At 50.3% G+C, this 25,212-nt stretch carries 29 protein-coding genes and 2 tRNA genes; 24 read left to right on the forward strand and 7 right to left on the reverse strand.

Features of this window, described 5'->3' with window-relative positions:
* From JOD20_RS02260 to JOD20_RS02270, 3 genes are read left to right on the forward strand one after another with little or no spacing between them, the layout of a single operon-like run.
* The gene (locus JOD20_RS02260; protein WP_204753718.1) at nt 1-627 is read left to right on the forward strand and encodes a cytochrome c oxidase subunit 3; all 627 of its coding nucleotides are present in this window, start codon (nt 1-3) and stop codon (nt 625-627) included.
* 25 nt (nt 628-652) lie between these two features.
* A complete protein-coding gene (locus JOD20_RS02265) occupies nt 653-988 on the forward strand; it encodes a cytochrome C oxidase subunit IV family protein (protein ID WP_204753719.1) in 336 nt (111 codons plus the stop codon).
* Between the two features lie 4 nt (nt 989-992).
* Nucleotides 993-1,805 (forward strand): cytochrome c oxidase assembly protein, encoded by an 813-nt coding sequence (locus tag JOD20_RS02270; protein WP_204753720.1) that lies wholly within the window; start codon nt 993-995, stop codon nt 1,803-1,805.
* Nucleotides 1,806-1,877: 72 nt separating this feature from the next.
* On the opposite strand, the gene JOD20_RS02275 is transcribed toward JOD20_RS02270, so the two are convergent.
* The 3 genes from JOD20_RS02275 to JOD20_RS02285 are packed head-to-tail and all read right to left on the reverse strand — an operon-like array spanning nt 1,878 to nt 3,356.
* Complete coding sequence (locus tag JOD20_RS02275) at nt 1,878-2,300, reverse strand: GNAT family N-acetyltransferase (RefSeq protein ID WP_204753721.1); 423 nt, start codon at nt 2,298-2,300, stop codon at nt 1,878-1,880.
* 51 nt (nt 2,301-2,351) lie between these two features.
* On the reverse strand, nt 2,352-2,711 hold the full coding sequence (locus tag JOD20_RS02280) for an ArsR/SmtB family transcription factor (RefSeq protein ID WP_204753722.1): 360 nt from the start codon (nt 2,709-2,711) through the stop codon (nt 2,352-2,354).
* Nucleotides 2,712-2,753: 42 nt separating this feature from the next.
* Nucleotides 2,754-3,356, reverse strand: a complete 603-nt coding sequence (locus JOD20_RS02285; protein ID WP_204753723.1) for an SUKH-3 domain-containing protein — start codon at nt 3,354-3,356, stop codon at nt 2,754-2,756.
* A gap of 348 nt (nt 3,357-3,704) precedes the next feature.
* Between JOD20_RS02285 and JOD20_RS02290 the strand changes: the two genes are divergently transcribed.
* Nucleotides 3,705-4,997, forward strand: coding sequence for a DUF2087 domain-containing protein (locus tag JOD20_RS02290; RefSeq protein WP_204753724.1), 1,293 nt, complete (start codon nt 3,705-3,707; stop codon nt 4,995-4,997).
* 217 nt (nt 4,998-5,214) lie between these two features.
* On the opposite strand, the gene JOD20_RS02295 is transcribed toward JOD20_RS02290, so the two are convergent.
* Entirely contained in the window at nt 5,215-6,276 is a 1,062-nt protein-coding gene (locus tag JOD20_RS02295; RefSeq protein WP_204753725.1) for a TRM11 family SAM-dependent methyltransferase, read from the reverse strand.
* A gap of 83 nt (nt 6,277-6,359) precedes the next feature.
* A complete protein-coding gene (locus tag JOD20_RS02300; RefSeq protein WP_204753726.1) occupies nt 6,360-7,865 on the reverse strand; it encodes a carboxypeptidase M32 in 1,506 nt (501 codons plus the stop codon).
* A 574-nt stretch (nt 7,866-8,439) separates the two neighbouring features.
* Between JOD20_RS02300 and JOD20_RS02305 the strand changes: the two genes are divergently transcribed.
* From JOD20_RS02305 to rplA, 11 genes are all read left to right on the forward strand, one after another.
* Nucleotides 8,440-8,646: a hypothetical protein gene (locus JOD20_RS02305; protein ID WP_054536720.1), complete on the forward strand. Its 207-nt coding sequence runs from the start codon at nt 8,440-8,442 to the stop codon at nt 8,644-8,646.
* Nucleotides 8,643-9,716 (forward strand): STAS domain-containing protein, encoded by a 1,074-nt coding sequence (locus JOD20_RS02310; RefSeq protein WP_204753727.1) that lies wholly within the window; start codon nt 8,643-8,645, stop codon nt 9,714-9,716. Before JOD20_RS02305 ends, JOD20_RS02310 begins: the two co-directional genes overlap by 4 nt.
* Nucleotides 9,717-9,718: 2 nt before the next feature.
* Nucleotides 9,719-10,861: a pyridoxal phosphate-dependent aminotransferase gene (locus JOD20_RS02315; protein WP_239583685.1), complete on the forward strand. Its 1,143-nt coding sequence runs from the start codon at nt 9,719-9,721 to the stop codon at nt 10,859-10,861.
* A 64-nt stretch (nt 10,862-10,925) separates the two neighbouring features.
* Nucleotides 10,926-11,010: transfer RNA gene (locus tag JOD20_RS02320), tRNA-Tyr, on the forward strand.
* Nucleotides 11,011-11,036: 26 nt separating this feature from the next.
* A tRNA-Thr gene (locus JOD20_RS02325) sits at nt 11,037-11,112 on the forward strand.
* A gap of 95 nt (nt 11,113-11,207) precedes the next feature.
* Entirely contained in the window at nt 11,208-12,410 is a 1,203-nt protein-coding gene (gene tuf / locus JOD20_RS02330) for an elongation factor Tu (RefSeq protein ID WP_054535852.1), read from the forward strand.
* 153 nt (nt 12,411-12,563) lie between these two features.
* Nucleotides 12,564-12,728 carry a 50S ribosomal protein L33 gene (gene rpmG / locus JOD20_RS02335; protein ID WP_041303786.1) on the forward strand — a complete coding sequence of 55 codons (165 nt, stop codon included), beginning with the start codon at nt 12,564-12,566 and terminating at the stop codon, nt 12,726-12,728.
* Nucleotides 12,729-12,797: 69 nt separating this feature from the next.
* Nucleotides 12,798-13,013 (forward strand): preprotein translocase subunit SecE, encoded by a 216-nt coding sequence (gene secE / locus JOD20_RS26345; protein WP_236706941.1) that lies wholly within the window; start codon nt 12,798-12,800, stop codon nt 13,011-13,013.
* Between the two features lie 24 nt (nt 13,014-13,037).
* Entirely contained in the window at nt 13,038-13,610 is a 573-nt protein-coding gene (nusG, locus tag JOD20_RS02345; protein WP_204753729.1) for a transcription termination/antitermination protein NusG, read from the forward strand.
* A gap of 35 nt (nt 13,611-13,645) precedes the next feature.
* Nucleotides 13,646-14,071 carry a 50S ribosomal protein L11 gene (gene rplK / locus JOD20_RS02350; protein WP_054536725.1) on the forward strand — a complete coding sequence of 142 codons (426 nt, stop codon included), beginning with the start codon at nt 13,646-13,648 and terminating at the stop codon, nt 14,069-14,071.
* A 200-nt stretch (nt 14,072-14,271) separates the two neighbouring features.
* Entirely contained in the window at nt 14,272-14,985 is a 714-nt protein-coding gene (gene rplA, locus JOD20_RS02355) for a 50S ribosomal protein L1 (RefSeq protein ID WP_204753730.1), read from the forward strand.
* Between the two features lie 66 nt (nt 14,986-15,051).
* On the opposite strand, the gene JOD20_RS02360 is transcribed toward rplA, so the two are convergent.
* On the reverse strand, nt 15,052-15,816 hold the full coding sequence (locus JOD20_RS02360; protein WP_204753731.1) for a dimethylarginine dimethylaminohydrolase family protein: 765 nt from the start codon (nt 15,814-15,816) through the stop codon (nt 15,052-15,054).
* A gap of 151 nt (nt 15,817-15,967) precedes the next feature.
* Between JOD20_RS02360 and rpoN the strand changes: the two genes are divergently transcribed.
* From rpoN to JOD20_RS02405, 9 genes are all read left to right on the forward strand, one after another.
* Nucleotides 15,968-17,353, forward strand: a complete 1,386-nt coding sequence (rpoN, locus tag JOD20_RS02365) for an RNA polymerase factor sigma-54 (RefSeq protein WP_204753732.1) — start codon at nt 15,968-15,970, stop codon at nt 17,351-17,353.
* A 23-nt stretch (nt 17,354-17,376) separates the two neighbouring features.
* Nucleotides 17,377-17,667 (forward strand): hypothetical protein, encoded by a 291-nt coding sequence (locus tag JOD20_RS02370; protein WP_204753733.1) that lies wholly within the window; start codon nt 17,377-17,379, stop codon nt 17,665-17,667.
* A complete protein-coding gene (locus JOD20_RS02375; RefSeq protein ID WP_204753734.1) occupies nt 17,654-18,034 on the forward strand; it encodes a hypothetical protein in 381 nt (126 codons plus the stop codon). The genes JOD20_RS02370 and JOD20_RS02375 overlap by 14 nt, the downstream gene beginning before the upstream one ends.
* Complete coding sequence (locus JOD20_RS02380; RefSeq protein ID WP_204753735.1) at nt 18,031-18,990, forward strand: diacylglycerol/lipid kinase family protein; 960 nt, start codon at nt 18,031-18,033, stop codon at nt 18,988-18,990. The genes JOD20_RS02375 and JOD20_RS02380 overlap by 4 nt, the downstream gene beginning before the upstream one ends.
* Before the next feature lie 77 nt (nt 18,991-19,067).
* Entirely contained in the window at nt 19,068-19,370 is a 303-nt protein-coding gene (locus JOD20_RS02385) for a hypothetical protein (protein WP_204753736.1), read from the forward strand.
* 484 nt (nt 19,371-19,854) lie between these two features.
* Nucleotides 19,855-20,676, forward strand: a complete 822-nt coding sequence (locus tag JOD20_RS02390; protein ID WP_054536733.1) for a 6-carboxytetrahydropterin synthase — start codon at nt 19,855-19,857, stop codon at nt 20,674-20,676.
* Nucleotides 20,677-20,735: 59 nt separating this feature from the next.
* Nucleotides 20,736-21,356, forward strand: coding sequence for a GTP cyclohydrolase I FolE (gene folE, locus JOD20_RS02395; protein WP_110515841.1), 621 nt, complete (start codon nt 20,736-20,738; stop codon nt 21,354-21,356).
* Nucleotides 21,349-22,050, forward strand: a complete 702-nt coding sequence (locus tag JOD20_RS02400) for an SDR family oxidoreductase (protein WP_204753737.1) — start codon at nt 21,349-21,351, stop codon at nt 22,048-22,050. The genes folE and JOD20_RS02400 overlap by 8 nt, the downstream gene beginning before the upstream one ends.
* Nucleotides 22,051-22,974: 924 nt before the next feature.
* A complete protein-coding gene (locus JOD20_RS02405; protein ID WP_204753738.1) occupies nt 22,975-24,054 on the forward strand; it encodes an isocitrate/isopropylmalate family dehydrogenase in 1,080 nt (359 codons plus the stop codon).
* Between the two features lie 412 nt (nt 24,055-24,466).
* Here the strand turns inward: JOD20_RS02405 and JOD20_RS02410 are convergent, their stop codons facing one another.
* Entirely contained in the window at nt 24,467-25,126 is a 660-nt protein-coding gene (locus tag JOD20_RS02410) for a DUF4386 family protein (RefSeq protein WP_204753739.1), read from the reverse strand.
* Nucleotides 25,127-25,212 lie beyond the last annotated feature (86 nt).

The following is a 25,212-nucleotide window of genomic DNA, read 5'->3' on the forward strand; positions in this document are numbered from 1 at the left end:
ATGGCACAGGCAGTCGTGCGCGATATTGATAAAAATGATCCTGGGCGAGGCCTCGATTTACGCAAGCTTGGCATGTGGACATTCCTTGGCTCGGAAGTATTTTTCTTCGGAGCCTTGGTCGTAACCCACCTCTCAATGCGCGGGGTCGTTGCACCATCATCAAGCAAAACGAACCTCAATGTTGAAGGCGTTCGCGAGCTATTTGGCTACAATGTGTTGACCTCGATTTTGGCCTTCATCTTGCTGACCAGCAGCTTGACCATGGTGTTAGCACTTGATGGAGTCAAAACCAACAATCAAAAGCGCTTCCGCTTCTGGTTGGGGGCCACCATCGCATGTGGCTTGATCTTTTTGGGTGGTCAGGTTTACGAGTTCTATCACATTGTCCACGAAGGTGTGACAATTAAAAATATGATGTTTGGCTCGACCTTCTTCTTTGTAACGGGCTTCCACGGAACCCACGTTGCAGTTGGGATTGTTTGGTTGACATCATTACTGGTCTCAGCAATTCGCCACCCTGAGCGCTACAATGCTGGCAATTATATGGCCGTCGAGCTTGGCGGTTTGTATTGGCACTTTGTCGACTTGGTGTGGGTCTTGATCTTTACCGTAATCTATCTGATCTAACCATTATTTATCCAAGGAGTACATAATGGCCCACGGTCATGATGAACACGCCCCAATCGAACACGAAGCGCATCACAGCCACGCCAAGTTGTATGTGATTATCTTCTTTATCTTGTTGGTAATGACTGGGATTGAAATTGCAATTCCGATCGTCAATGAGACGGTTTTGCATATGGCCAAGCAATTAGAAGTCGCACTGTTGCTCGCTTTGATGACCATCAAGGGTGCAATTGTGATGATGTTCTATATGCACCTTAAAGGCGATCGCCGCATGTTTGGGACGCTGTTTGTCTTCCCAATTGTGTGTGTGCTGTTGATGATGCTTGGTTTCTTTGCTCTATTCCAGCCAGAGTTATGGTAAACAAATGAACGAATGGACGCTTGATTGGCCGCTGCTTTTGGGCTTAATCGCCGCAACGGTTGGCTATCTCTGGGCAGTTGGCCCAAGTCGCAAGCGCCTCGGTGGGCCAGCAGCTTTCCCAGTTGGGAAGGCTGTTGCCTTCTTAAGCGGCTTGTTGGCCTTAGGTTTATCGATTATGTCGCCAATTGGGCTGTGGGCAGATCGCTATCTGTTTACGATGCACATGGTTCAACATATGATTTTGACCATGTTTTGCGCTCCCATGCTGTTAATTGGCATTCCTGAGTGGTTGCTACGGCCTTTGGTGCAGTTGCCATGGGTTTATAGCATTGTGCGCTTTGCGGTGAACCCAATCGTCGCATTTAGCGCCTTCAATATTTCCTTCAATGGCTGGCACTTTCCCCAATTTTACGATTTGGCTTTGCGCAATGAGTTGGTGCACATTCTCGAACACCAAATGATGATGGGCAGCGCAATTTTGCTCTGGGCACCATCGCTCATCCCATTGCCAGAATTACGCTCATCGTATCCGGTGCAAATGCTCTACTACTTTGTGAATTCAATTATCCCAACCATTTTGGGCGCGTTGATTACCTTTGCAGATAGTGTGTTGTACCCAACCTACGAGCTAGCGCCACGGATTTGGGGCATCAGCGCGATCGCCGATCAGCAAATTGGGGCCTTAATTATGTGGATTCCAGGCGGCTCAATCTTTATTCTTGCGATTACGATCGCCTTTTTCAAGTGGATGAACCGCGAGGACGAAGAACAAAGCCTGCCAAGCATTGCCGACCAAAAAGCAGCAGCCCGTCAATAAATCAATCAAGGCGCGTTGTTTGCCAATGCGCCTTATTTCGTTCCAATTCCCCAAGTGCTCTCCACGAAGCTGCTATACGAACTGCTTTACCATCAAGTCAGCGCTACTGCAAATGCTGCCCCACTGGGCCGAAGCATGCAAGCGCTCGTCAGCCTCGCTCCGTTCGATTGGCTGGTAGCCGTGGGCGGCAAAGAACTTGGCGGCGCTAGTTGTAAGCAGATAGAGGGTTTGCAAGCCCTGCTGGCGGGCCTGTTGCTCCAAAGCTACGAGCAATGCCGCACCCCAACCTTGGTTTTGATGATCTGGCGTAACTGCGACCGAACGCAACAAGCCAACCTCGCCATAGACCTCTAATGCGCCACAAGCCAGCAAATTGCCATTTTGCCAGCAACCATAGGCTTGAGCCGTCCCTAAGCCTTCGTTGCCTAACCCGACCGCGCTCAATAATTGCTCGAATGTTGATTGTTGATCTGAAGTAATTGGTTCAAGTTGCATAGGCCATCCTATTGAAAAAATTCAATTCAGAAGCGAAAAAACTAGCCGCAGCTAGCGATTCCAGCCATCCAAGTGGCTGTTGATGCGGGCCTTGAGGCTGGCGAGGCGTTCGCGTTCAACCCGATAATAGGCCCACGGGCCACGCCGTTCATAGCTCACCAAGCCTGCTTCGCGCAACAACTTGAGATGATACGAGACGGTTGGCTGTTTGACCGCAACCGCTGCCTCAAGATCGCAAACGCAAACATCCTCACTTGATCTGGTGAGCAAGGTCAGCAATTGCACCCGCACTGGATGCGCAAACACCTGAAAATCGGCGCTGATCGCCTCGGCTTCGCTTTCGTTTATTCCAGCGCTGGCAGGCGTGCAACAGCCAGTGGTTTGGGCAATTAATTCAATTATTCCAGTCATAATCGACCTCCACAAGCACTATAGCACGCCTATCGAATTGATTCAATCTGCTGGTTTATTCATTGATTGAATTTTATTACTAGCCCAATGAGCATCTACAACTGTAGCCGTTTCAATAGCCCTTGGTGCCATCGCTCCATCAACGCCATTTGGTTGCCACCATACCCGTCCACGCAACAGTTTTGGATAACGAATTGCCAAGATTAATGCATCAGCAGCATGAGTGCTCATTGAACCATGATCAATTAAAAATGTTCCGCCATCTAGATAAATGCTAGCCTCCTCATCAATAAAAAGGATTCCCTGTTCTCCATAATTGCCAATTGGCCAAAGCGCTTTTTGGATCAATGTTTCATCTGATAACAAGCTTTCGTGGCTAATCTCAAAATCAACAAAACCAGGGTCAAACAGAATCGCTGAAGGCGCATAAACGCGAGGTGTTATGGTTGGTGGATGAACGGTTAAACCACCGAATGAACGTAGCACAGTTTCAACAATTGGATTCCAAACATAGCCATATTCAAGGTATTGCTGTTGCCACTGGGTAAGATCAAACTCGCGTTCAGGATACCAACCTGCGTCAAGAAACGCTTGATAAACCCGTGGATCACGCAGAAATGATTGAATGATAGGGTCTAGTGCCATTGTAACTACCTCGCATGCTGAATCTTCGCTATCAAGTAGTTGTATTGGTTCATTGGATTAGCAACCGTGTCCCCTCACCCCCCAGCCCCCTCTCCCACGAAAACGCGGGCGAGGGGGAGCATCCATTTTCACCACGTAGTGCGGGTAGAACCACGCGATTAAAGCCCCTCTCCCGCTCCGTGGGAGAGGGGTTGGGGTGAGGGGATCAGGCGGTGGTTAACCTGATTACCAGTAGTACAAGTAGTAGCATGCTTGGCTTTGCAGCAACATCCCTCCGAAGGCTGATTTGCTGCTAGCTGGGTTATTTTATTATTCAATTATCTAATTATTGAATAAATAAGTGAGAACATGATGCAATTTCATACTTCAGCAGTTGCCGATAGCCTTAACACGCTGCAATTGCTTAATCAAGCAAGCAGTTTGCGCGGCGCAACGGCATGGGTTCAACGCACAGCCCAAGCCCTCAGCGCCCAAGAATTGGCCGATAATCAGTTGGTTGCCAGCCTCAGTTTTGGCTTATTGCCCGCAGATCCGAGCCAAACGATGGATGCTTATTTGAGCGAATTACACAACGCCGAGCCTGCTGCATGGGTTGCGCAGCTGCAACACCACATTCTCGAACTTGCTGGCAATCAAGGCTCGCTCAGCAGCGAACGGTTGTGGCAGGGCTTGCGCAATGCTGGCATTTATAGCGAGCTGGCGACCCAGCAAGCGTTGTTAGCGGCGATGCAGCAGCCCGCCGAATTGTTGGTGCGGGTTTTGCAGCATCTTGCGCATATGTGGCAAACTTGGCTGCAAAACGAATGGCAACAAGCCCAAACCGCAATCAGCCAGCTCAAAAATCAGCTCCAAAGCCAAATTCCTGATACTGCTGCACTCAACGGTTTTCGCCAAAACTTGGGCTATGCAGTCAATCAAGCTTGGCAGCAATTACAAGGGCAACGCCAAATTCGGCTGTTTGCTGCGACCCAAAATGCTAGCCTCACGACCTTTTTGGTTGATCCAAGTTGTTTGTGGGTTGGCATTGGCTTTGGCAGTAGCAGCGAAATTCAGCCACGAGTGGTGAGCCGCAACGAGCTTTTATTTCGCTTGCAAGCCTTAGCCGATGCAGCCCGAATCCAAATTATGGAGTTGCTGGCGCAGGGCGAATTGCCAGCCCAAGCGATTATTAGCCAAACTCAATTGCCGCAATCGAGCGTTTCGCGCCATTTGAACATTTTGCGTAATGCTGGCTTTGTGCACGAACGGCGATCAGGCGGCGCAACCAAAAGTTATCGTTTGGTTGCCAGCCAACTTGGGGCTACTTTTGCGGCGTTTGAGCAAACGCTAACCCAACCAAGCCAAGCCCAAACCAGCGTGGAGCAAACAGAATCAGCTGTGCCAAGCAGCATCCAGCGCTTTTTCAACCGTGAAGGGCGCATGGTTACTTGGCCAAGCAAACATAGCGATCGGATTCCTGTGTTGGAGTATTTGGCTGGGCAATTTGAGCTTGGGCGTGAATATAGCGAGCGTGAGGTCAACGAACTGCTCAAGCAGCACACTGGCAGCGATGTGGCCAACCTACGCCGCTATTTGATCGACGTGAAACTGTTTGAGCGCGATGGCACTGGCTCCCGCTATTGGCGAAAAAATGAAGAATAGAATTTTACCCGCGAAGAGCGCGAAGAACGCTAATGTTGATTATAGGGGTCAGGATTCAGGGGCTAGAGATCAGGGTTGGGTTCTATGATCTAGGAAAAAACAATTTGGTAAAGCTATTGCTAACTAACCGAATCCCTGATGCCTCATTTCTTTCATCTTCGTGTTCTTCGTGGTTTAAAACTTTCTGGCCCCTGACCCCTAAACACTGACCCCTCGGCTACTTTTTGCGAAACAGAAAAATATACTCGTGCTTGAAGATATAGAAGCCGCCAACCAAGGCTCGGTAGCGCCACAGCTCTTTTTGATGGCGCTTGCCAGTCGTTTCTTCAAAGTTTTTGACGATGATGCTTTTGAGTTGAAAGCCTTGTTGCTGCACCACTTCCATCGTGCGAAAACCGAGCGCAACCCACTCGCCATGCATATATTTATCGCCGATAATTACTGCGAGATGGCGACCACGTTGCAGCACAGGCACGACTCGCGCAACCGCCGCCGCCATTTGGGCCAGAAAATCATCGACCGAGGGCGCGTTGGATAAATCGCGCTCATCATCGCTGAAATTGATAATATCGAAATAGGGCGGGTGCATAATTGCTAGCTGCACATGGCGCTGACCATAATCAGCTAAAAGCGCTTGCCAATTGATTGTGGTGCAATCGCCATGCACCGAACGGGCGATAATTGCCGCTGGATTTGGCTCGCGCTCAACTGCTTGGTTGGCGTATTCAACCATATGTTCTTGCAATTCGACCCCAAGCACATTGCGCCCAAGCCGCTGACCTTCGATCAGCGTCGTGCCTGAGCCAGCAAAGGTATCAAGCACCCAATCGCCTTGTTTGGTATAACGCCGCATCAATTGATTGGGAATTTGCGGCACAAAATTGCCCCAATAGCCTGCCGAATGCACGCCTGAGCCATCGCGGCGATCGATCATCCACAAGCTATCGGTGTTAATATCGTCGTATTCCTTCCACCGATTGAGATTAATATCGTTGATGGCGGTGGTGCGAACTGTGGCAATGCTGCGGCTCAAGCGATCGATGTAGTAATGGGCGCGTTCGAGCGTCTGGGCATCGCTAATTTGTTGCAATTCACCCAGCAAATAATCATACTCATAGGCCACACTTTCGGCCTGATCAGCAACACCATCAGCATAATCAGCGAGGTGGGTCGTGGTGGCAAGAATACTAGCGCGGAGTGCGACGAGGGCTGTGAGATCACGCCAACCAGCCAAAAGATTGAGCAAACGCGGTTTGCGAAACCAAAGCAACCGATCCATGCAATCACCCATGAACAATTCACAAACGGGGTTGGTCTTGTACAAACCAACCCCGACAACGGTTTCCTGTGTGGAATGCTATTTTACAACGAATAGAGTTCGCCGTATTTGGTGCGCAAATAGCGGATGTATGGCTCGATGCTGAGGTCTTGGCCAGTTACTTTGCGGATCAAGGTTGGAACGCTGTATTTGCGGCCATGCACATACATATTGGCTTTCAACCAATTGTGCAGGTTGGCAAATTGGCCTTGGCTAATTTCGGTTGGCACATTTGGATTGGCCTTTACAGCGGCATCGAAAATTTGCGCGCTGAGAATGTTGCCCAAGGTGTAACCTTGGAACGAGCCACCGATAATCCCACCATACCAGTGTACATCTTGCAGCACGCCATCACGATCATCTGGCGCAGTAATGCCCAAATCGCTGCGGTAGCGTTCGTGCCAGGCTTCGGGCAAATCGCGAATTGCCAATTTGCCTTCGAGCAAGGCCAATTCCAAATCGAAGCGAATCATGACGTGCAAGTTGTAGGTCACTTCATCGGAATCGGTGCGCACCAACGAGCGTTGCACTTTGTTGATTGCGCGATAGAAGGTTTCGAGATCGACGTTGCCAAGTTGGGTTGGGAAGGCAGCTTGGGCCTTGGGATAGGCGTATTGCCAGAAGGCGCGACTACGACCAACCACATTTTCCCACAAACGCGATTGCGATTCGTGCGTACCAGCCGATGCGCCGCTCGCCAATGGCGTGTTTTCATAGGCTGGGTTTACGCCCAACTCATAGACCGCGTGGCCAGTTTCGTGAATCGTGCTGAACAAGCCATCGCTCAGGTCGTTGTCACGGAAACGGGTGGTAATCCGCACGTCGCCAATCGAGAACTTGGTCATAAATGGGTGATGAGTTTTATCTTGGCGGCCACGTTCGAAATCGTAGCCAATTTCGCGGATCAAGCTCTCGCCAAAAGCCAATTGCTCGGCTTCGGGATAGTGTTGGAGCAAGCAGCTATCGTCGGCGGCTGGTTGCTCGGTGATGGTTTTGACCAAGGGCACGAGTTGTTCGCGCAAGGGGCCAAAAATCTCGCGAATTTTGGCGACGGTCATGCCTTGGTCTGCCAAATCGATTAATGGATCGGCGATGTGCTCGCTTGGGCCGAAGAACTCGGCATAGCGGCGGCTGAGATCCAAGGTTTTTTCGAGCAACGGCGCAACTGCTGCGAAGTCGTTATTGGGGCGGGCTTGAGTCCAAGCGGTATAGGTTTTGGCGATGTGCGAATACAATTCGGCGATAAACTCGCTTGGCACACGCACCGCTTGGTCGTAATCGCGCTTGGTGACCAGCACTAAAGCTGCATCATCCGACTCGGGATCTTGTTGTTCGGCCCAAGGCACGAGTTTATCGAGCAAGCGCCCAACCTCGGCTGAGGTCGCATGTTCGTGGGCCAAACGGCTCAGCGTTGCCATTTGGCGACCGCGAGCTTCGGCTCCACCATTGGGCATATAGGTGCTTTGATCCCAATTTAACACAGCGCCAGCATACGCTAAATCTTGCGCAACCCCAATTTTTTCCTTCAAATCAGCCAATTGTTCTTGCATTCTGTTCTCCTACACATGTGGCACGCTTGTGCAACGATGCACACCCGCCTTGTCATTATAATTCAATTCATGGCCAATCGGCGAGCCAGAATATGTATTCTGATGGTGTAGAATGCTAGCCAATAACTGTACTGGTACATGCGGTTAACCACTGCTTGATCCCCTCACCCCAACCCCGCTCCCGTGCGCGGGCGAGGGGCTTTAATCGTGCGGTTCTGTCGCGATGCGTGATACAAAACGACGGCTCCACTCGCCTGCGTTCAGTGGGAGAGGGGGTTGGGGGGTGAGGGAAGATGATTGCCAATCCAATGGATCAATACACATAGCTGCATGGCAAAAGCACTGGTGTGCGGGCAAAATGCCTTTGTTTGCACTGCAAGGCCAAACGTGCTGATGGGCCAAATGTATGAGTAGCTCTGGTACTATCTGGGGGAGCGAATCCAACCCCTTTGCGTGGCATATATCCCTAGGTAACCCATAAATAAAGTCCTATAGTCCTGTTATTTCTAGTTGCACGAACTGACTGAGTATGTCATACTCACGAATAACCATTTTTCCCAACGGGTTTTTCACTATGCAACGATCATTACCATCTGCGAAACAGCTTGGTTTGGCTGCCTTGGCAACGTTGATTTTAGGAATCGGCTTGCTATATGCAGGAGCCTTAACCATTGCACCATTAGCTTTGCTCAGTTTTGTCGTGCTATCAATTGTGGCAATGGTATCCCTCACCGCCCACGACATAGAAGATACCATTCTAAAGAAAGGGCGTTCAGAATGAGTTTACTTCCCGCCGCCATTGACGACAATGAGTTATCGCCTGCGCGCAAATCCCTGCTTGATCGGATTCATTTGGTTTGGATCTTTGTCAATGGTTCGACCGCACTGAGCCTCTTCTTTCTGTTTCTGTTCAATTTCTTTAGTGGCAACGATGCTTGGATTCAAATGCTGATCCTCTCGATTTCATCGATTGGTTCGACCGGAATTTTGTGGTATACCAATCACAAGCCGGTGCAGTGGCGTTTGTGGGCGGCCTTAATTAGCTCAATGGTTGCCTTAATCGAAATTGCGCTCTTCTTCCAAAATGGCTATTTGATTGCAATTTCGGTCACCAGTGTGGTGAGTATTTATGCGGTTACTGCTGATCGCCACGAATTAATTACTTGGTCAGCAGTCATTGGCGTGGTCTTTACGATTGTTTTTGCGATTTTGAATGGCGTGCAACAAACTCCGCCAGAATGGCTGAATAACCTGCACCTGAATTTGGTTATTTCGAAAGTGCTGGTGCCAGCCTTTATTGGTGGCGGGATTGTGATGATTGCGCTGTTGTTGCTTGGTTTGAGCAATACCTTGCGACAATCGTTGAACGAGGCCAATGAGCGCCGCCGGATTGCTGAAGAATCGCAAGCAGCGCAGGCTAAAACCTTAGCCCAAGTTGAGCGCCAAGCTGCTGAGCAAGCCCGCTTGCTTGAATTGGTGCGCGACCTCGAAACGCCGGTTATTCCGGTGCTTGATGGGGTTTTGGTGCTGCCAATCGTTGGTCACCTCGAAAGCAAACGCCTCGAAAATCTCACCGATTTGTTGTTGAATCGGGTTGCTCAAGAGCGAGCGCATACCGTCTTGCTCGATATTACCGCCGTTTCGGTGGTTGATACCGCTACTGCACAACACCTGATTCAGTTGGCGCGGGCAATTCGCTTGCTTGGCGCTGAATGTGTGATTACTGGGATTCGCGCTCATGTTGCGAGCACCTTGGTGGCGCTTGGCATCACGTGGGAAGGCCTGCGCACCGCTGGCTCGTTGCGCGATGGCATTGCCAAAATTATCGCCGAAAAGAATATTGCAATTTAGGAATGTGGCTTGTGGTTTTTGATGATACAGATTTAACCCCCAACCAGATTGAAATGGCTCGCCGCGCTGCGGCGGGTCATTTTATTGATCTGACCAGTAGCAATCCAACCCAGCAAGGTTTGCTTTTTCCGCCTGAGGTGTTGCAGCAAGCGGCCCAACGCTATTGGGCGCAACGGCGCTACGAGCCAAATCCACGCGGTTTGGAGCCAGCTCGCCAAGCAATTCTCAACTATTATCAGCAACGCACCCCAGCCTTGGCGCTGACGCTTGATGATATTTTTATTACTGCCAGCACCAGTGAAGCCTATAGCTTGTTGTTTTCGCTGCTCACCGCGCCAGGCGATAATATTCTTGGCCCGAATGTGACCTACCCATTGTTTGAATATTTGGCCGATTTGCATCACGTTGAGCTGCGAACTTACGAGCTTGATCCTGCCAACGATTGGGCGCTTGATCAGGCTTCGTTGCTAGCGGCAGCAGATGAGCGCACGCGCGCAATTTTGCTGATTTCGCCACACAATCCAACGGGTGCGATTATTAGCGAGCCAATTGCAGCATTGCAACAGCTTGGCATTCCGTTGATCTGCGATGAAGTATTTGCGCCATTTGCGTTGGCTAAGCCTACCGTGCCACCCTTGGGTGTGCTGCACCCAGATGTACCAGTATTTCACCTGAACGGGATTTCGAAGCTCTTGGCCTTGCCCGACCTCAAGTTGGGCTGGATTGCGCTGAACCAAGCGGCACAGCGCTATGCAGAGCGCTTAGAATTGATCAACGATACCTTTCTGAGTTGTAGCACGCTGATTCAGACCATGCTGCCGGATTTATTGCAGGTAGCGCCAGCGTTTATTGCCCAGATGCTGGAGCGTGTGCGCAGCAATATTGATTATGCGCGGCAACACTTGGCAGCCCATCCGCGTTTGATTTGGAGCGAGCCAGCTGGTGGCTATTATCTATTTCTCCAAGTGCGTGATGAATATGACGATGAAGCCTTGGTTGTGCGCTTAATCGAGCAAGGCGTGTTGGTGCATCCTGGCTTCTTTTTCGATTGGAATGATGATTGTCGGATTATGCTTTCGGCCTTGACTGAGCCGAATCAATGGCGCGCTGGGATTCAAAAACTTGCTCAGAACCTTACAATTTGACAAGCAATCAATCTTCGGCTATAATCACCCGCGCTGCCAGAAAATGGCAGGTTTACAAAAAAGTGGGTAGGTACCAGAGCGGTCAAATGGGGCGGACTGTAAATCCGCTGGCTTCGCCTACGGGGGTTCGAATCCCTCCCTGCCCACCAACTTGTTTTCCATGTCAAAGACAAATGCCCTTGTAGCTCAGTTGGTAGAGCACACCCTTGGTAAGGGTGAGGTCACGGATTCGAGTTCCGTCAAGGGCTCCATACCTATGCTGGAAAACGATCCGACACTTTGTGCGGGTCGTTTTCATTGAAACTTACAAAACCCCATTTTGGGATTGTAGGAGGACAAACACTCAATGGCTAAGCAAAAGTTCGAGCGGAACAAGCCCCACATCAACATTGGGACGATCGGCCACGTTGACCACGGCAAGACGACCTTGACCGCTGCCATCACCAAAACCATGGCACTTCGTGGTCGCGCTGAATTCCGCGCTTTCGATCAAATCGACAACGCTCCAGAAGAACGCGCACGTGGGATTACGATTTCGATTTCGCACGTTGAGTACGAAACCGAAAATCGCCACTATGCCCACGTCGACTGCCCAGGCCACGCCGACTATATCAAAAACATGATTACCGGCGCTGCCCAAATGGACGGTGCGATCTTGGTGGTGTCGGCACCCGACGGCCCGATGCCCCAAACCCGCGAACACATCCTCTTGGCTGGCCAAGTTGAAGTGCCCGCGATGGTCGTCTTCTTGAACAAAGTCGACATGATGGACGACCCTGAGTTGCTCGAACTGGTCGAAATGGAATTGCGCGAGTTGCTGACCAAATACGGCTTCCCGGGCGACGAAATTCCGATCGTGCGTGGCTCAGCCAAAGGCGCATTGGATAGCGCATCAACCGATGCGAGCCAACCAGAGTATCAATCGATCCAAGAATTGATGCAAGCGGTTGACGACTATATCCCAACGCCAGAACGCGCCATCGACAAACCATTCTTGATGCCGATCGAAGACGTGTTCTCGATCAAAGGCCGCGGTACCGTGGTAACCGGTCGGATCGAACGCGGGATCGTCAAAGTTGGCGATACGATTGAAATCATCGGGATGGGACCAGACGTACGCACCACTGCCGTCACCGGCGTGGAAATGTTCAAGAAGTTGCTGGACGAAGGTCGCGCCGGCGACAACGTGGGGGCACTCTTGCGCGGGATTGAACGGACGGACGTGGAACGCGGTCAAGTCTTGGCAAAACCAGGCTCGATCAAGCCCCACACCAAGTTCAAAGCCGAAGTGTACGTGTTGAAGAAAGAAGAAGGTGGCCGCCACAGCCCATTCTTCAGTGGCTATCGCCCACAGTTTTACGTGCGGACGACGGACGTGACGGGTGCGATTGGCTTGCCCGAAGGCGTGGAAATGGTGATGCCAGGCGACAACATCCAAATGACGGTGGAGTTGATCGTTCCGGTTGCTATCGAACAAGGCTTGAAATTTGCGATTCGTGAAGGTGGCCGCACCGTGGGTGCTGGTATCGTGACCGAAATCATCGCATAAGCTAATGCTTTGAAAAAGCACAAACGCGATCAGCCGCTTGGTCTGGTCGCGTTTGTGCCTCAACCTGCGTCAGCAGCAGGCTAAGCATAACAAGACGGGGGCAACCCCGCATTATTATGTTTGGCACTGATTCACATCTACAGAGGTTTTATCATGGCAAAGAAAGAAAACCGAATTGTGATCACCTTGGCTTGTACCGAGTGTGGCGATCGCAATTACACAACGACCAAGAATCGCAAAAACGACACAAATCGTTTAGAATTGATGAAGTACTGCCCACGTTTGCGCAAACGCACCTTGCACCGCGAAACGAAGTAGTACCAGAAATTGCGCAAACGCGGTCGCGCCTAGCGCCCCGCAGCATTTCTATTTCATCAGGAGGTTGTGGTGGCCGTGGCAACAGAAGACAAAGAAGATTACAAACCGAATCCAATCGCCCAATTTTTCCGCGATGCGTTTTCGGAAATGCGCAAGGTCGTTTGGCCAAGCCGCGAGGAAACTCAACGCTTGACGCTAGTCGTGATTGGCATTTCGTTGTTGGTCGGGTCGATTCTAGCAGTCTTCGACTTGCTATTTGAAACGCTGGTGCGGATCATCCAATAAATACCGCCAAATGCGAGGCTCAGTATGTCTGACAACGAAAACGAAGCAGAAACAACGCTTGATCCCGAGGGTGTCCATTGGTATGTTATTCATACCTACTCAGGCTATGAAAACAAAGTGATGCAAAATCTCCGACATCGGATTGAATCGATGGATATGCGGAACCAAATTTTCCGCGTCGTCGTGCCAACCGAAGAAGAGATTGAAATCAAAAATGGCCAACGTCGGACTGTTCAAAAAAAGGTGTTTCCTGGCTATGTGCTGGTTCAGATGGCCATGACCGACGATTCGTGGTATGTGGTGCGTAATACACCAGGTGTCACCTCGTTTGTGGGCATGGGAACCAAGCCATCACCATTGGCCGATGAAGAAGTTCGCTTTATTCTGAAGCAAATGGAAGAAGAAGCACCCAAAGTCAAGGTCAACTACGAAATTGGCCAAACTGTCAAAATTACCGACGGCCCCTTCACCGATTTTGAAGGCGTGGTCGATGAGATTGACGAAGAACGAGGCCGCGTACGCGTGCTTGTTTCGTTCTTTGGTCGCGAAGCACCAGTTGAGCTTGATTTCTTACAAGTTATCCGGGTTATCGAATAAACACCCGCGACACCTAGTTCGCGAAGGAGTCCCTTGTGGCAAAGAAAGTAACCGCAGTCGTAAAGTTGCAATTGCCTGCTGGTAAAGCAACGCCTGCACCACCCGTTGGTCCTGCACTTGGTGCAACTGGTATCAACATTATGGCGTTTTGTAAAGATTACAACGAAAAAACGTCAGCTCAAGTTGGCACGATTATTCCCGTTGAAATTACGGTTTACTCAGACCGCTCGTTTACCTACATTCTGAAAACCCCACCTGCTGCCGACTTGTTGCGCAAAGCTGCTGGGATTCAACGTGGTAGCGGCAAAACTGGGACTCAAGGTGCTGGCTCAATTACCCGCGCTCAATTGCGCCAATTGGCCGAAACCAAAATGCCTGATTTGAACGCCAACGATGTTGAAGCCGCCGAAAAAATTATCGCCGGTACCGCCCGCTCAATGGGTATTACAATCAAAGACTAAGTGGAAATATGAAGGATGAGTTATGAATTATGAATAGCTTGCATCCTTTAGATTTTTACTGAGTCCGTCGATTAATATATTGAAACCAAGCTGAAGTGACGGCTGAACGATATTTATCCTTCATCCTTCATCCTTCATCCTTCATACATGTTGTGGCAGAAGCTTTGGCTTCGCTTAAGACCACAAGGAGCTAATTGTTCATGGCAAAGCAACACGGTAAAAAGTACCAAGCTGCTGCGGCAAAAGTAGAAGCTGATCGCTTGTACACGCCCGAAGAAGCTGCGGCTTTGGTCAAAGAAACCTCGTTCACCAATTTTGATGCAACCGTTGAAGTTCACTTGCGCTTGGGTATCGACCCTCGCCACGCCGACCAAACGGTTCGGAGCACCGCTTCATTGCCCCACGGTACCGGTAAAAACGTGCGCGTGTTGGTCTTCGCCCAAGGCGATACCGAAAACGTTGCTCGCAATGCTGGCGCTGATATTGTCGGCGGCGATGAGCTGATTCAACGCATCGAAAAAGAAAACTTCATCGATTTCGACGTAGCCGTTGCCACCCCCGACATGATGGGTAAGGTCGGTCGCTTGGGCCGGATTCTTGGCCGCCGCGGCTTGATGCCAAACCCCAAGAGCGGTACGGTTGTGCCACCAAGCGATTTGCCCCAAGCTATCAAGGCTTTGCAAGGCGGTCGCGTCGAATTCCGCAACGATAAAACCGGTTTGTTGCACGTTGCCATCGGCAAGGTTAGCTTCAGCGCTGAGCAAATTCAAGAAAACTTGTTGGTTTTGTTGGATGCGATCAAAGCTGCTAAACCAAGCGGTTCAAAAGGTGTTTACATTCGCAGCATTACCCTGACCAGCACCATGGGTCCTGGGATTCCGCTCGATGTGAACGTTGCACAAGCAACCGCCTAATTGAATTCGATCAACCAGCGGGAATGGCTGCTGCCGTTCTCGCTGGTTTTGTTTTAGCCCTCAAGTTCAATCAACTAACACGCTGCAACAGGTCAACGCACCCTCGGCTTTGGCTAGCTCGCTATTATCCAGCAAAATTAATTGATAGCCCTGCTGGCGCAAGCGTTCAGCAGTTGCCGGATACGCTTGTTCGTAGAGCAAACGCCCATCGTGCAGCTGCACCACATTCGCCGCATACTCCTCGCGTGGGTCAACCTCGATCACCTTATATTCAGCAAATACCTGCCGATCAACCCATTGTGGATTGATCAAGACTGTGGTTTGATCAACGGCACAAACAGCGCTTTTGAGATGCAGGCACTGGCCCAATTCCACGCCTTGGACGCGATAGCCAAATGGCGCGGTTAACGTCTGCATTTGCTCAACCGCTGCTTGATTGCTGCGGCTCGACAGCCCAATCCAGATGCTTTTGCCCAAAACGACCACATCGCCGCCATCGAGGGTTGCTGGCTCGCTGAGCCAAGCCAATTGGCGGTAGTTTTGCAGCACGGCGGCCATGGCTGCCAACTCTGGGCGACGCGATTCAGCGCCAGGTCTGGTAATAATCGCTAATTCGGGCAACACGACGGCGGTATCTTCGACAAACACCGAATCGGCCAAATCTTCGGCTAAAGTGAGTTCGACCACCTGATAGCCATGAGCCGCAAGCGTGGTGCAGTAGCGATTATGCTGGCTCTGAGCATTGCTCAAATCAATCGGCAAACGTTCGAGGTGCGTTAGCTCACATGCTTGAATTGCCGGACTAACCGGACGGACAATTGCGGTTGGCATAAAAATTGCTATCCTTTTTGGCTACTTCAAAAGTCCACGTATGTACCACAGAAAGCCTTCACCTTGTGGTTTACCGTATAATAGCAATAGAATTACCTTGTTTGCCAGCATACGTGTTGGCAAAGCACCAAACCTATGGAGGAATTGCGCCATGGAATTTCGCATGGGCATGTCGCCTGAGGCGCTAGCACAACAAGCCATGTCAACCAAAGCATCACCGGCTTTGATTGCATTAAACAATATGCTGGTGCTTTCAACCCACGAATTGCAACAATTGATCCAGCAAGAATTAGAGGAGAATCCAGCGCTCGAGAATGTTGATCTGGAGCCAGATGAAACATGCTCACGCTGTGGTCGGCCTTTGATCGAAATGCTGTGTTTATATTGCGTTCACGAAGACCAACGCTTGGCCGAGGCTGAACGCAGCGATTACACCGCCGCTGGCGAGGAAGATGAATTTGATCCTTTAATGATGGTGGCTACGCCAGCCCAATTGAGCGAAGTGTTGTTGCGCGATTTGCGGGCCTCGTTGCCAGAACAAGATTATTTTATTGCTGAATATCTGGTTGGCTGCTTGGATGAACAGGGCTTTCTCGATGCCAATACCGCTGATATTGCTGCAACCCTCACCATTGACGAAGATCGGGTAATTGCAGTGTTGCTCAAACTGCAAGATATAGCCCCAGTCGGTGTGGGCGCGCGCACGGTGCAAGAATGTTTGTTGTTGCAATTGCGCCGCCTCGAAGAAGAAGATGTACGGCATCCGTATGTTGAGCGCGTGATCACTGAGTTTTGGAACGATTTGGCTGAGCACCGCTACGGCGCAATTGCCCAAGCCTTGAATGCAGAATACGATGATGTGGTCGAAGTACGCGAGTTTATTCGCGAACATTTGCGGCCCTATCCCTTGGCGCTCAGCGGCGAAGGCTCGGCCCGCACCAACTACATCATGCCCGATGTAATTATTCGTGAGAACGAAGGCAAGCTCGAAGCCGAAGTGCTGATGTCGGATCGCAGCTTCCTGCGCATCAATCCGCTGTATCAATCATTGGCCAAACGTGGCCGCGAATCCGAAGCTGAAATGTCTTCAGAAGAGCGCGATCACCTGAGTCAATATGTTGCGCGTGCTCAAATGTTCCTGACCAACATTCGCCAACGCCGCGAAACCATTCGCCGAATTAGCGAATTTTTGATTGAAACCCAAGAAGATTTCTTGCGTCAAGGCGTGCGCTTCCTGCGTCCAATGACACGGGCTGAGGTTGCCGATGGCATTAGCGTCCACGAATCGACAGTCAGCCGTGCAACCGCCAATAAATATGTGCAATTGCCCAATCGCTCGGTGATTCCATTTAGCCATTTCTTCACCGCCTCGTTGAATGTCAAAGATGTGTTGTTGGAATTGGTGCAAAACGAAACTCGCCCACTGACCGACCAAGAATTGGTTGAATTGCTCTCAGAGCGTGGTTTTGATGTGGCGCGCCGCACGATTGCTAAATATCGCAATCAACTGAATATTTTGCCTTCGACCTTGCGCTAAACCTTTCAAGAAAGGCTGTTGTAATGCAACGTTGGCGAATTTGGCTCGAATGGTTGCTCGCGGCTGGTTTAAGTCTATTAATTGCGCGCTTGGTATTGCTCCTATTTGCTGCCAACCCCGCTCAGCCGTTTACCCAACTGATTCTTTGGTTGAGCCAAGCCTTGGTTTGGCCCTTGGCATGGCTCGACGCAGCGCAGCCGCAAACGGGCGTGCGCTTTGAGCGTGGCACATTCTTGCTTATAGTGCTGGGAATGCTTGGAATCGGCATTTGGCAATTGAGGCAAGCACGGAGAACCACCCATGGATTGGAGTAACTTTTTCAGGGCTGTTGGTTGGACGATTGCAATTGCTGGGGGATTGGGCTTGCTTGGCCTAGCCCTCATTTGGTATCGGCTCAAACGCCTGAATGTGCCCGAAGGCGCATCGTATCGCGAAACTATGCTGCGCGTTCCCTTGAGCTTGGTGATTGTGCTCGATTTGCTTGATTTGGCCTTTGATGTGTTTGCTGCACCAATTTCGTGGTTGGTGCTTAGTCACTTCAACTTGCAAGGCTTGCGCCGCGTCAGCGTGGTCGAGGCCCTAATTCCAGGTACTCAGGTGATTCCTTGGATGACGGTTAGTTGGTTTGCAGTGCGGTTATTTGATCGCCATTCGCAACCAGATGAAAGTATTGAGCCATGAGCGACGAGGCCACTTTGAAAATTAGCCTAATCATGAATCCGGCTTCGGGCACGTCTGAGCAAGGCGCTTTGCTGCGCGAAACGCTGGCCCCAATGAGCGGTGTCACAATTCTCACGACCGATGCTGCTGGCGATGGCGAGCGTTTGGCCCGCCAAGCAGTGGCTGATGGAGCTGAATTAGTTGTCGCTGCTGGCGGCGATGGCACGATCAACGAGATCGTCAAAGGCCTGCTAGAAGCTGAACGGCGCGTGCCACTGGGCGTAATTCCGTTGGGAACGGGCAACGATCTGGCGCGCACCTTGGCCTTGCCCACCGATCCGCTCGAAGCTTGGAAGTTGATTTTGGTTGGCGAGCGGCGCAAGCTTGATGTGATTGAGATTCGCACCCCGCGCGAATTGCATTATGCCCTGAATGTTTCGGCTGGTGGCTTTAGCGGCCAACTCAACGAAGCCTTATCCGGCGATGTCAAGGCAACGTGGGGTCCATTGGCCTACTTGCGCGGAGCTTTGGGCGTTTTGCCCGATCTAACCACCTATCGCACCACAATTCAATATGATGAAGAAGCGCCTGAGCAGGTCGATGCGCTGAATATTATTATTGCCAATGGCCGAACCGCAGCAGCTGGTGTGCAAGTTGCACCCTTGGCCAATCCCGAAGATGGCTTGCTCGATGTGGTGATTGTGCATTATGGCTCGATTTTAAGCTTAGCTGGAGCGGCGGCACGCTTATTGGTCAATGGTAATTATCTGAATAGCGAGTTGGTCGAATTGCGGCGCGCCAAGAAAGTCCAAGTCGTCTCTGAGCCAGAAATTTGGTTCAACGCCGATGGCGAATTAATTACCAACGAGCCAATTGTGTTTACTGTGCAGCCCCAAGCCTTGGAAGTGGTCGTGGGTTCTGAGTATCAGGCCGAAGTTGAGGGATTAGGTGAAAAGGAGTCAGGGGTCAGGGAGTAGTGAATAGCGCTTTTTGATCAAGATGTTCCTGAACCCTAGACCCTGAACCCTGATCCCTCAATAACAAGGAGATTCGAATGAGTGATGATTTACGTGATGAACTACGCGAATTAGCTGGCTATCGCAATGAAGAAAGCGATGTTTTGGGCGTGTTCAATGCCAATGAAGTTGAAAATCTGCAAGATTTTACGATTACTGATATTGAGCAAGGTGAAACTGAAGCCTACAGCGATTTGAACGAGCCGCTCGAATCATACGATGAATTGACTGGCGAGAACTTGCGCGAAGGCGAAACCGACGATCCCATGGAAGCGATTCAAGAAGGGCTAAGCTATGTGCCGCCAGTCGATGATCCCTTAGATTTCGACGACGCTGAATAAGAATGAGGCTCTTGGCTATTTGTAATGGTTCATTAGGTTAGAAACCAGAGCATGCCCTCACCCCCAGCCCCTCTCCCACTAAACGCGGGCGAGGGGAGCACTGGTTTTACCGACGTATTGCGCAAGAACCACGGCGTGAAAGCCCCTCGCCCGCGCCACGGGAGAGGGGTTGGGGTGAGGGGATCTTAATAACCTACCTTTGTAAGGAGGGGTTGAGGGGAACAAGCCATATTTAACCCAATAAACCCTTACAACTAGCCTAGAGCAGCTGCGGCTTTGGATTAAAAACTCACTTCCTCATCCCCAATTCCCATCCTTCAGTATTGATTATTCATCCTTCTGGTTTATTCGTGCGTAGTCTCAAGCGGCATAACTTGCTAAGATCATGCTTAAAAAGCATTGAGAGCCTAGAGTTTCAATGGCATAATAAAAAGACATGATCGATAGCTGGGGGATTGGTCGTTAACATAAGGATGAATTGCACATGGATGTTTTTGCAACTAGGCGCTTTAATTTTTCGGCTTCGCACCGCTATTGGCGCGAGGAATGGAGCCAAGAGCAAAATGAGGCGGTCTTTGGCAAATGCACCAATCGCTATGGTCATGGCCATAACTACGAGTTGTTTGTGACCGTCGCTGGTGCTGTTGATCCGATCACCGGCATGGTTATGAATATGGTTGAGTTGAAGCGCTTGGTCACAACGGTATTAGACCAATTTGATCATAAACATCTGAATGAAGATACCCCCTACTTTCGTGAGATAATCCCTACAACCGAAAATTTGGTGCAAGTCTTGTGGGGTCAGATCGAGCCGCAATTACCCAAAGGAGTCCGTTTAGCCAAATTACGCTTATACGAAAATAACGATTTGTATGCTGAATATTTTGGTCAGCAACAGCGCGCCACCTTCAACCGGCGCTATGAGTTTTCGGCAGCGCATCGCTTGCATGCGCAACAGTTATCCGATGAAGCAAACCGCGATTTATATGGCAAATGCAATAATCCCAATGGCCATGGCCATAATTATCAACTGGAAGTGACCGTTGATGGCCTAATCGATGCCCAAACTGGCATGGTGATCGATTTGGTCGATATGGATCGACGCGTGCAGAGTGTGCTTGACGACTGGGATCATCGCCATCTTGATTATCAGGTTGCTGAATTTGCCGAACAGCCTTCGACCGCCGAAAATATTGTGGTCGTGCTGTGGCAACGGCTCGAAGCGTTGTTTGGCTCGCAATTAAAACATTTGCGGCTGTGGGAAACTGCCAATAATGTGTTTGATTACCCGTTGAGCCACAACTAAGCCTAGGCCTGAATGATGGACGAGGTTCTGGAACTACTACTAATTAAAGGATTAATCAGATGACGCTTATTTACTCTGGCAATGGACTCAATAGCAACTCAGCCCCAGCTGTGCGCGAAGATATGGAAGCAGCAGTCAAAACAATTATCGAAGGTCTCGGCGAAGATGTTGAACGCGAGGGTTTGCAACGCACCCCGCACCGGGTTGCCAAAATGTTTACCGAGCTTACCGCTGGCTATCGCACTGATCCCGTGGCCTTGATTAACGAGGCAATCTTCACGGTTGATTATAACGAGATGGTTTTGGTACGCGATATTGAGTTTTCGTCGCTTTGCGAGCATCATATGTTGCCATTTTGGGGCAAAGCCCACGTTGCCTACATTCCCAATGGCAAGGTAATTGGGCTTTCGAAGATTCCCCGCATTGTCGATATGTTTGCCAAACGCTTACAAGTGCAAGAGCGGCTTACCCGCGAGGTTGCCGATTTTGTGGCTGAAGCAATCGGTGCTAGTGGTGTAGCGGTGGTGGTTCATGGCGCGCATATGTGCTCGATGATTCGTGGCGTTAAAAAAGCTAATGCTCGCATGGTGACGCAATCACTGCAAGGCGTGTTTAAAACCGATCCCCAAATTCGGGCTGAATTTATGGGTCATATTACGGCGAATTATTCCGATGAGTAAAACAATTGTCATTACTGGCGCAGGGCGTGGCATTGGGCGAGCGATTGCCTTGGCTTGTGCCGCCCAGAATCAGCTAATTTTGCTGGCTCGCAGCGAAACTGAGTTGCAAGCAGTTGCCGCTGAAATTCAAGCTGCTGGCGGGACGGCGCAGGTTGTGGTTGGTAATGCCAGCGATCCGGCGCTTGTGCAGCAAGCGATTGAGTTGGCTCAGCAAGTAGGCCAAGGCCAGATCGATGCCCTGATTTTGGCTGCTGGCGTGGCGCATGTGGCCGATGTTGGCGCGTTGAGTTTGCAGCAATGGCAGCAATCGTTGGATGTAAACTTGACTGCCAGCTTTTTGGCTTGCCAAACTGCCTTGCCCTACCTTAAAGCTGGCAGCCAGATCATTGCAATTTCATCGATTGCTGGCAAGAGTGGCTTTCCTGGTTGGGCGGCCTATTCGGCCAGCAAATTTGGCTTGATGGGCTTTTTGCAGGCCTTGCGCGAGGAGCTGCGTCCGCAATCAGTGCGGGTTACCGCAGTCGTTTCGGCGGCAGTTGATACGGCATTGTGGAACGATGTGGCTGGCAGCTGGAACCGCCAAAATATGCTCCAAGCCAGCGAAGTTGCCAACACCGTCGCGCATATTTTGAGCCAACCAAGCCATGTGCTGATCGATGAGATCAGCATTGGCCATGTCGTTGGCAAATTGTAGCCAACAAAAAACCGAGGCGGTAAATGCCGCCTCGGCTTACTCTGGAAGTCCCAGATTGAGATTGGTCGAGCATCAAACTGAAAGGCTGCGATGTGCGATGGTAGTGCGATGTCGAGTGCAATGAGCTAGAATGGTGCGACAACGTGCTAGAATGTCGTGCTGCAATGGAGTAGTGCGATGAGTGCTGCAACGAGTTTGGTTGGTGCGACGATGTGCAATGATGTGTACTGCGACGATGTTAGATTGCTTGGCGACTACGATGTTCAGTTCGATTACTCTGGATGTATCATACCAAGCTTATTCCACTGATTCAATCAAGCGACAGTCCATAGCTTGATAGCACCTCGCTTCCCCCATATGTGTCATCAAAAATTTTTAAGAAATCACCCGTTTAAGCTGTAATTCAAACACTTCGATTTGTATGCTGCCTAATTTCGTCATTTTAGTGCCTCATAAAGCGCAATTTCGTCATTCGGCTGGCGATTGTGCCTCAACAAAGGGGTGATGATGCCAATAGCTACTAATATGCCTCGTAGTAATTGGGCTTAATGATTGATCCACGAAGCGCACAAAGAGCACGAAGGATCGAAACCGCGAAGAGCACGAAGAACACGAAGGATGTTTTTTAGCCACAGATTCCACAGATTATTTTGATTATTGTTCTGCTGGCTCATAGCCTGATTATTTCATCCCTCATCCCTCATCCTTCATCCTTTCGCTATGTTCTATACTCTTTTGATTTTTGCCTTCTGACTTCTGCTTTGGCATTTCATCCTTCATCCCTCCTCCTTCATACTTTCCCTATGTTCTATGCTCTCTGTTCTGTGCTCTGCTTAGCACTTTGACAGTAGTGGCACAGACTTGTATCCTTAGGTGAACTTTGTTTATTTTCAAAACGATCGATACGATAAGGAGTTAAGTTAAATGAGTAAGCCAACGATTGTTGTCCTTGAGGGCGATCAAACGGGGCAAGAACTGCTTGAAGAAGGTCTGCGCGTGCTTGACCCTGCGGTAACCGGGGTTGAAGTCGAATTGAAGCGCTACGATCTGAGCCTCGAATCGCGCCGAGCGACCAATAATCAAATTGTGTTGGAAGCAGCTCAAGCGATGAAAGAAGCTGGCTTTGGCTTGAAAGCCGCAACCATCACCCCAGAAAAAGCTGGCGATGTTGGTAGCCCGAATGCAATTCTGCGCGAACAAATCAATGGCACGGTGATTGTACGGACTGGCCGCCGGATTCCAGGCGTGCGCCCAGTTGGCGGTGCCTATGCTCCCATCTCGGTCATTCGCATGGCGGTTGACGATGCCTATGGTGCTAAAGAATGGCGTGAAGGCGAAGGCGATAACGAAATTGCCTATCGCACCGAAAAAATTACCCGTGGCACGTGCCGCGCTGTTTCAGAATATGCCTTTATGCATGCCAGCCGCATGAAAGCCAAAGTTTTTGGCGGCCCCAAATATACTGTTAGCCCAGTTTACGAAGGCATGCTCAAAGAAGAAATGGACGCAGCAGCCAAGCGCTATGCTGATGTGCGCTACGAACCACAATTGATTGATGCAACCTATGCCTTGCTCTTGACCAACTCAGGCGATCCAATGGTCATTCCTGCGCTCAACCGCGACGGTGATTGCTTGAGCGACTTGGTTTTGCAAATGTTCGGCACGATTGCTGGCGCTGAATCGTTGTTGTTGGCCTTCGACAAAGATTTCAAGGTTAATGTTGTGATGGCCGAAGCGCCACACGGCACGGCTCCCAGCTTGGAAGGCAAAAATGTTGCTAATCCAATGGCAATGATTTTGGCCTCGGCTGCCTTGCTTGATTACATTGACACCCCACAAGCCAACATGGCTGCCCGCGCAATCAGCGAAGCCACCTTGGAAGCAGTGTACGATGGCGTGCGCACCGCCGATTTGGGTGGCCACACCACGACCACCGATTTCACCGATGAAGTGATTCGCCGCGTCAAAACCAAGCTCGAAGTTTGGCCTTCGCTCGGTAACTAAGTTGCTGATTGCCAGCAATTGATCAATTCGAAAGCACACTGCAACGACGGAGTGTGCTTTTGGCGTATTTGGGGATTAGTTTTGATCCACGAAGGGCACGAAGCGCATGAAGGAGATGTGTCTATTGGCTATTGGCTTTCGGGAAGTATTGACTTATCACAAAACGTTCCGATAGCCCAGAGCCTCATCCTCTCTGCGTCTCTGCGTTAATGGTTGATCCACGAAGAACTATTTTGTAGCCACGAATTCCACGAATTGCCCGAACAATGTTCCGATAGCCAAAAGCCATTAATCCTGTGTGTCTGCGTTAGTAACCTGATCCCCAGCCCCCGACAACCGATCCTCAATATGTTCTGATTTTTAATTTCTGCCTTCTGCCTTTTGATTTCATCCTTCATCCTTTCCCTATGTTCTATGTTCTTTGCTCTATGTTCTTAGTCCGTATCAAAACAACCCCAACCCAGAAAAACCAGCCAATCATGCCTACGCCAAAGAGTGTGCCAGCCTCGTAGAATGTAGGCAATACGGTTGCAATGCCCGCAGCACCGACCAGCAAGCCAAGATAATTGAGTGCTTTCGGTAAGTGTTTGGTTTGTAGCCCTGCAAGGCTAATTAAGCTGACCCACACCCCACCAGGCAATTCGATTGCCCCACCCAACCCACTGGCAATTGCTGAGATTGCGACCCACACAGCGCCCGTCTGGGCAGGATCGCTCTGCTGAAGCTCGGCAATGATTTTGAGATTATTGATCAACAACATGCCGCTTGAAAGAATTGTAGTCGCCCAAATAATGGCCATGGCTGTGGCAACGCGCAGCAAATTTGGCGCAGCTTGTTGCATCCGTTGCTGCAAGCCAAGCGCTAGCGGAACCATCCAAACCCCTGCGACCAAGTAGATAATCAAATACCAGAGGGCCATCAAGCTTTGATGTTCGAGCAAAAAGCTGATTTTTTCTGCTTGGCTGGCCGCAAGGAAGGGCGCTAAAATGGTCACGACCATGCCAATCCCAATCAGATAGGCAACCCCATTGATCACGGCGGCAATGCCGCCCCATTTTTGTGTGCTCTGCATCGCTTACTCCAACTAGAGGCTAGACTTCTGCGTTTAAGCATACAAAAATGGGAGCTGTTGGCAGAGACACCAAAGTGTTGTTGATG

The organism is Herpetosiphon giganteus, from assembly GCF_016907925.1.
GTDB lineage: Bacteria > Chloroflexota > Chloroflexia > Chloroflexales > Herpetosiphonaceae > Herpetosiphon > Herpetosiphon giganteus.

What these genes read in the sequence shown, in the direction of transcription:
- JOD20_RS02260 (WP_204753718.1), top strand. Translation starts at nt 1, where the DNA reads ATGGCACAGGCAGTCGTGCGCGATATTGATAAAAATGATCCTGGGCGA.
- JOD20_RS02265 (WP_204753719.1), top strand. Translation starts at nt 653, where the DNA reads ATGGCCCACGGTCATGATGAACACGCCCCAATCGAACACGAAGCGCAT.
- JOD20_RS02270 (WP_204753720.1), top strand. Translation starts at nt 993, where the DNA reads ATGAACGAATGGACGCTTGATTGGCCGCTGCTTTTGGGCTTAATCGCC.
- JOD20_RS02275 (WP_204753721.1), bottom strand. Translation starts at nt 2,300, where the DNA reads ATGCAACTTGAACCAATTACTTCAGATCAACAATCAACATTCGAGCAA.
- JOD20_RS02280 (WP_204753722.1), bottom strand. Translation starts at nt 2,711, where the DNA reads ATGACTGGAATAATTGAATTAATTGCCCAAACCACTGGCTGTTGCACG.
- JOD20_RS02285 (WP_204753723.1), bottom strand. Translation starts at nt 3,356, where the DNA reads ATGGCACTAGACCCTATCATTCAATCATTTCTGCGTGATCCACGGGTT.
- JOD20_RS02290 (WP_204753724.1), top strand. Translation starts at nt 3,705, where the DNA reads ATGATGCAATTTCATACTTCAGCAGTTGCCGATAGCCTTAACACGCTG.
- JOD20_RS02295 (WP_204753725.1), bottom strand. Translation starts at nt 6,276, where the DNA reads ATGGATCGGTTGCTTTGGTTTCGCAAACCGCGTTTGCTCAATCTTTTG.
- JOD20_RS02300 (WP_204753726.1), bottom strand. Translation starts at nt 7,865, where the DNA reads ATGCAAGAACAATTGGCTGATTTGAAGGAAAAAATTGGGGTTGCGCAA.
- JOD20_RS02305 (WP_054536720.1), top strand. Translation starts at nt 8,440, where the DNA reads ATGCAACGATCATTACCATCTGCGAAACAGCTTGGTTTGGCTGCCTTG.
- JOD20_RS02310 (WP_204753727.1), top strand. Translation starts at nt 8,643, where the DNA reads ATGAGTTTACTTCCCGCCGCCATTGACGACAATGAGTTATCGCCTGCG.
- JOD20_RS02315 (WP_239583685.1), top strand. Translation starts at nt 9,719, where the DNA reads ATGTGGCTTGTGGTTTTTGATGATACAGATTTAACCCCCAACCAGATT.
- tuf (WP_054535852.1), top strand. Translation starts at nt 11,208, where the DNA reads ATGGCTAAGCAAAAGTTCGAGCGGAACAAGCCCCACATCAACATTGGG.
- rpmG (WP_041303786.1), top strand. Translation starts at nt 12,564, where the DNA reads ATGGCAAAGAAAGAAAACCGAATTGTGATCACCTTGGCTTGTACCGAG.
- nusG (WP_204753729.1), top strand. Translation starts at nt 13,038, where the DNA reads ATGTCTGACAACGAAAACGAAGCAGAAACAACGCTTGATCCCGAGGGT.
- rplA (WP_204753730.1), top strand. Translation starts at nt 14,272, where the DNA reads ATGGCAAAGCAACACGGTAAAAAGTACCAAGCTGCTGCGGCAAAAGTA.
- JOD20_RS02360 (WP_204753731.1), bottom strand. Translation starts at nt 15,816, where the DNA reads ATGCCAACCGCAATTGTCCGTCCGGTTAGTCCGGCAATTCAAGCATGT.
- rpoN (WP_204753732.1), top strand. Translation starts at nt 15,968, where the DNA reads ATGGAATTTCGCATGGGCATGTCGCCTGAGGCGCTAGCACAACAAGCC.
- JOD20_RS02370 (WP_204753733.1), top strand. Translation starts at nt 17,377, where the DNA reads ATGCAACGTTGGCGAATTTGGCTCGAATGGTTGCTCGCGGCTGGTTTA.
- JOD20_RS02375 (WP_204753734.1), top strand. Translation starts at nt 17,654, where the DNA reads ATGGATTGGAGTAACTTTTTCAGGGCTGTTGGTTGGACGATTGCAATT.
- JOD20_RS02380 (WP_204753735.1), top strand. Translation starts at nt 18,031, where the DNA reads ATGAGCGACGAGGCCACTTTGAAAATTAGCCTAATCATGAATCCGGCT.
- JOD20_RS02385 (WP_204753736.1), top strand. Translation starts at nt 19,068, where the DNA reads ATGAGTGATGATTTACGTGATGAACTACGCGAATTAGCTGGCTATCGC.
- JOD20_RS02390 (WP_054536733.1), top strand. Translation starts at nt 19,855, where the DNA reads ATGGATGTTTTTGCAACTAGGCGCTTTAATTTTTCGGCTTCGCACCGC.
- folE (WP_110515841.1), top strand. Translation starts at nt 20,736, where the DNA reads ATGACGCTTATTTACTCTGGCAATGGACTCAATAGCAACTCAGCCCCA.
- JOD20_RS02400 (WP_204753737.1), top strand. Translation starts at nt 21,349, where the DNA reads ATGAGTAAAACAATTGTCATTACTGGCGCAGGGCGTGGCATTGGGCGA.
- JOD20_RS02405 (WP_204753738.1), top strand. Translation starts at nt 22,975, where the DNA reads ATGAGTAAGCCAACGATTGTTGTCCTTGAGGGCGATCAAACGGGGCAA.
- JOD20_RS02410 (WP_204753739.1), bottom strand. Translation starts at nt 25,126, where the DNA reads ATGCAGAGCACACAAAAATGGGGCGGCATTGCCGCCGTGATCAATGGG.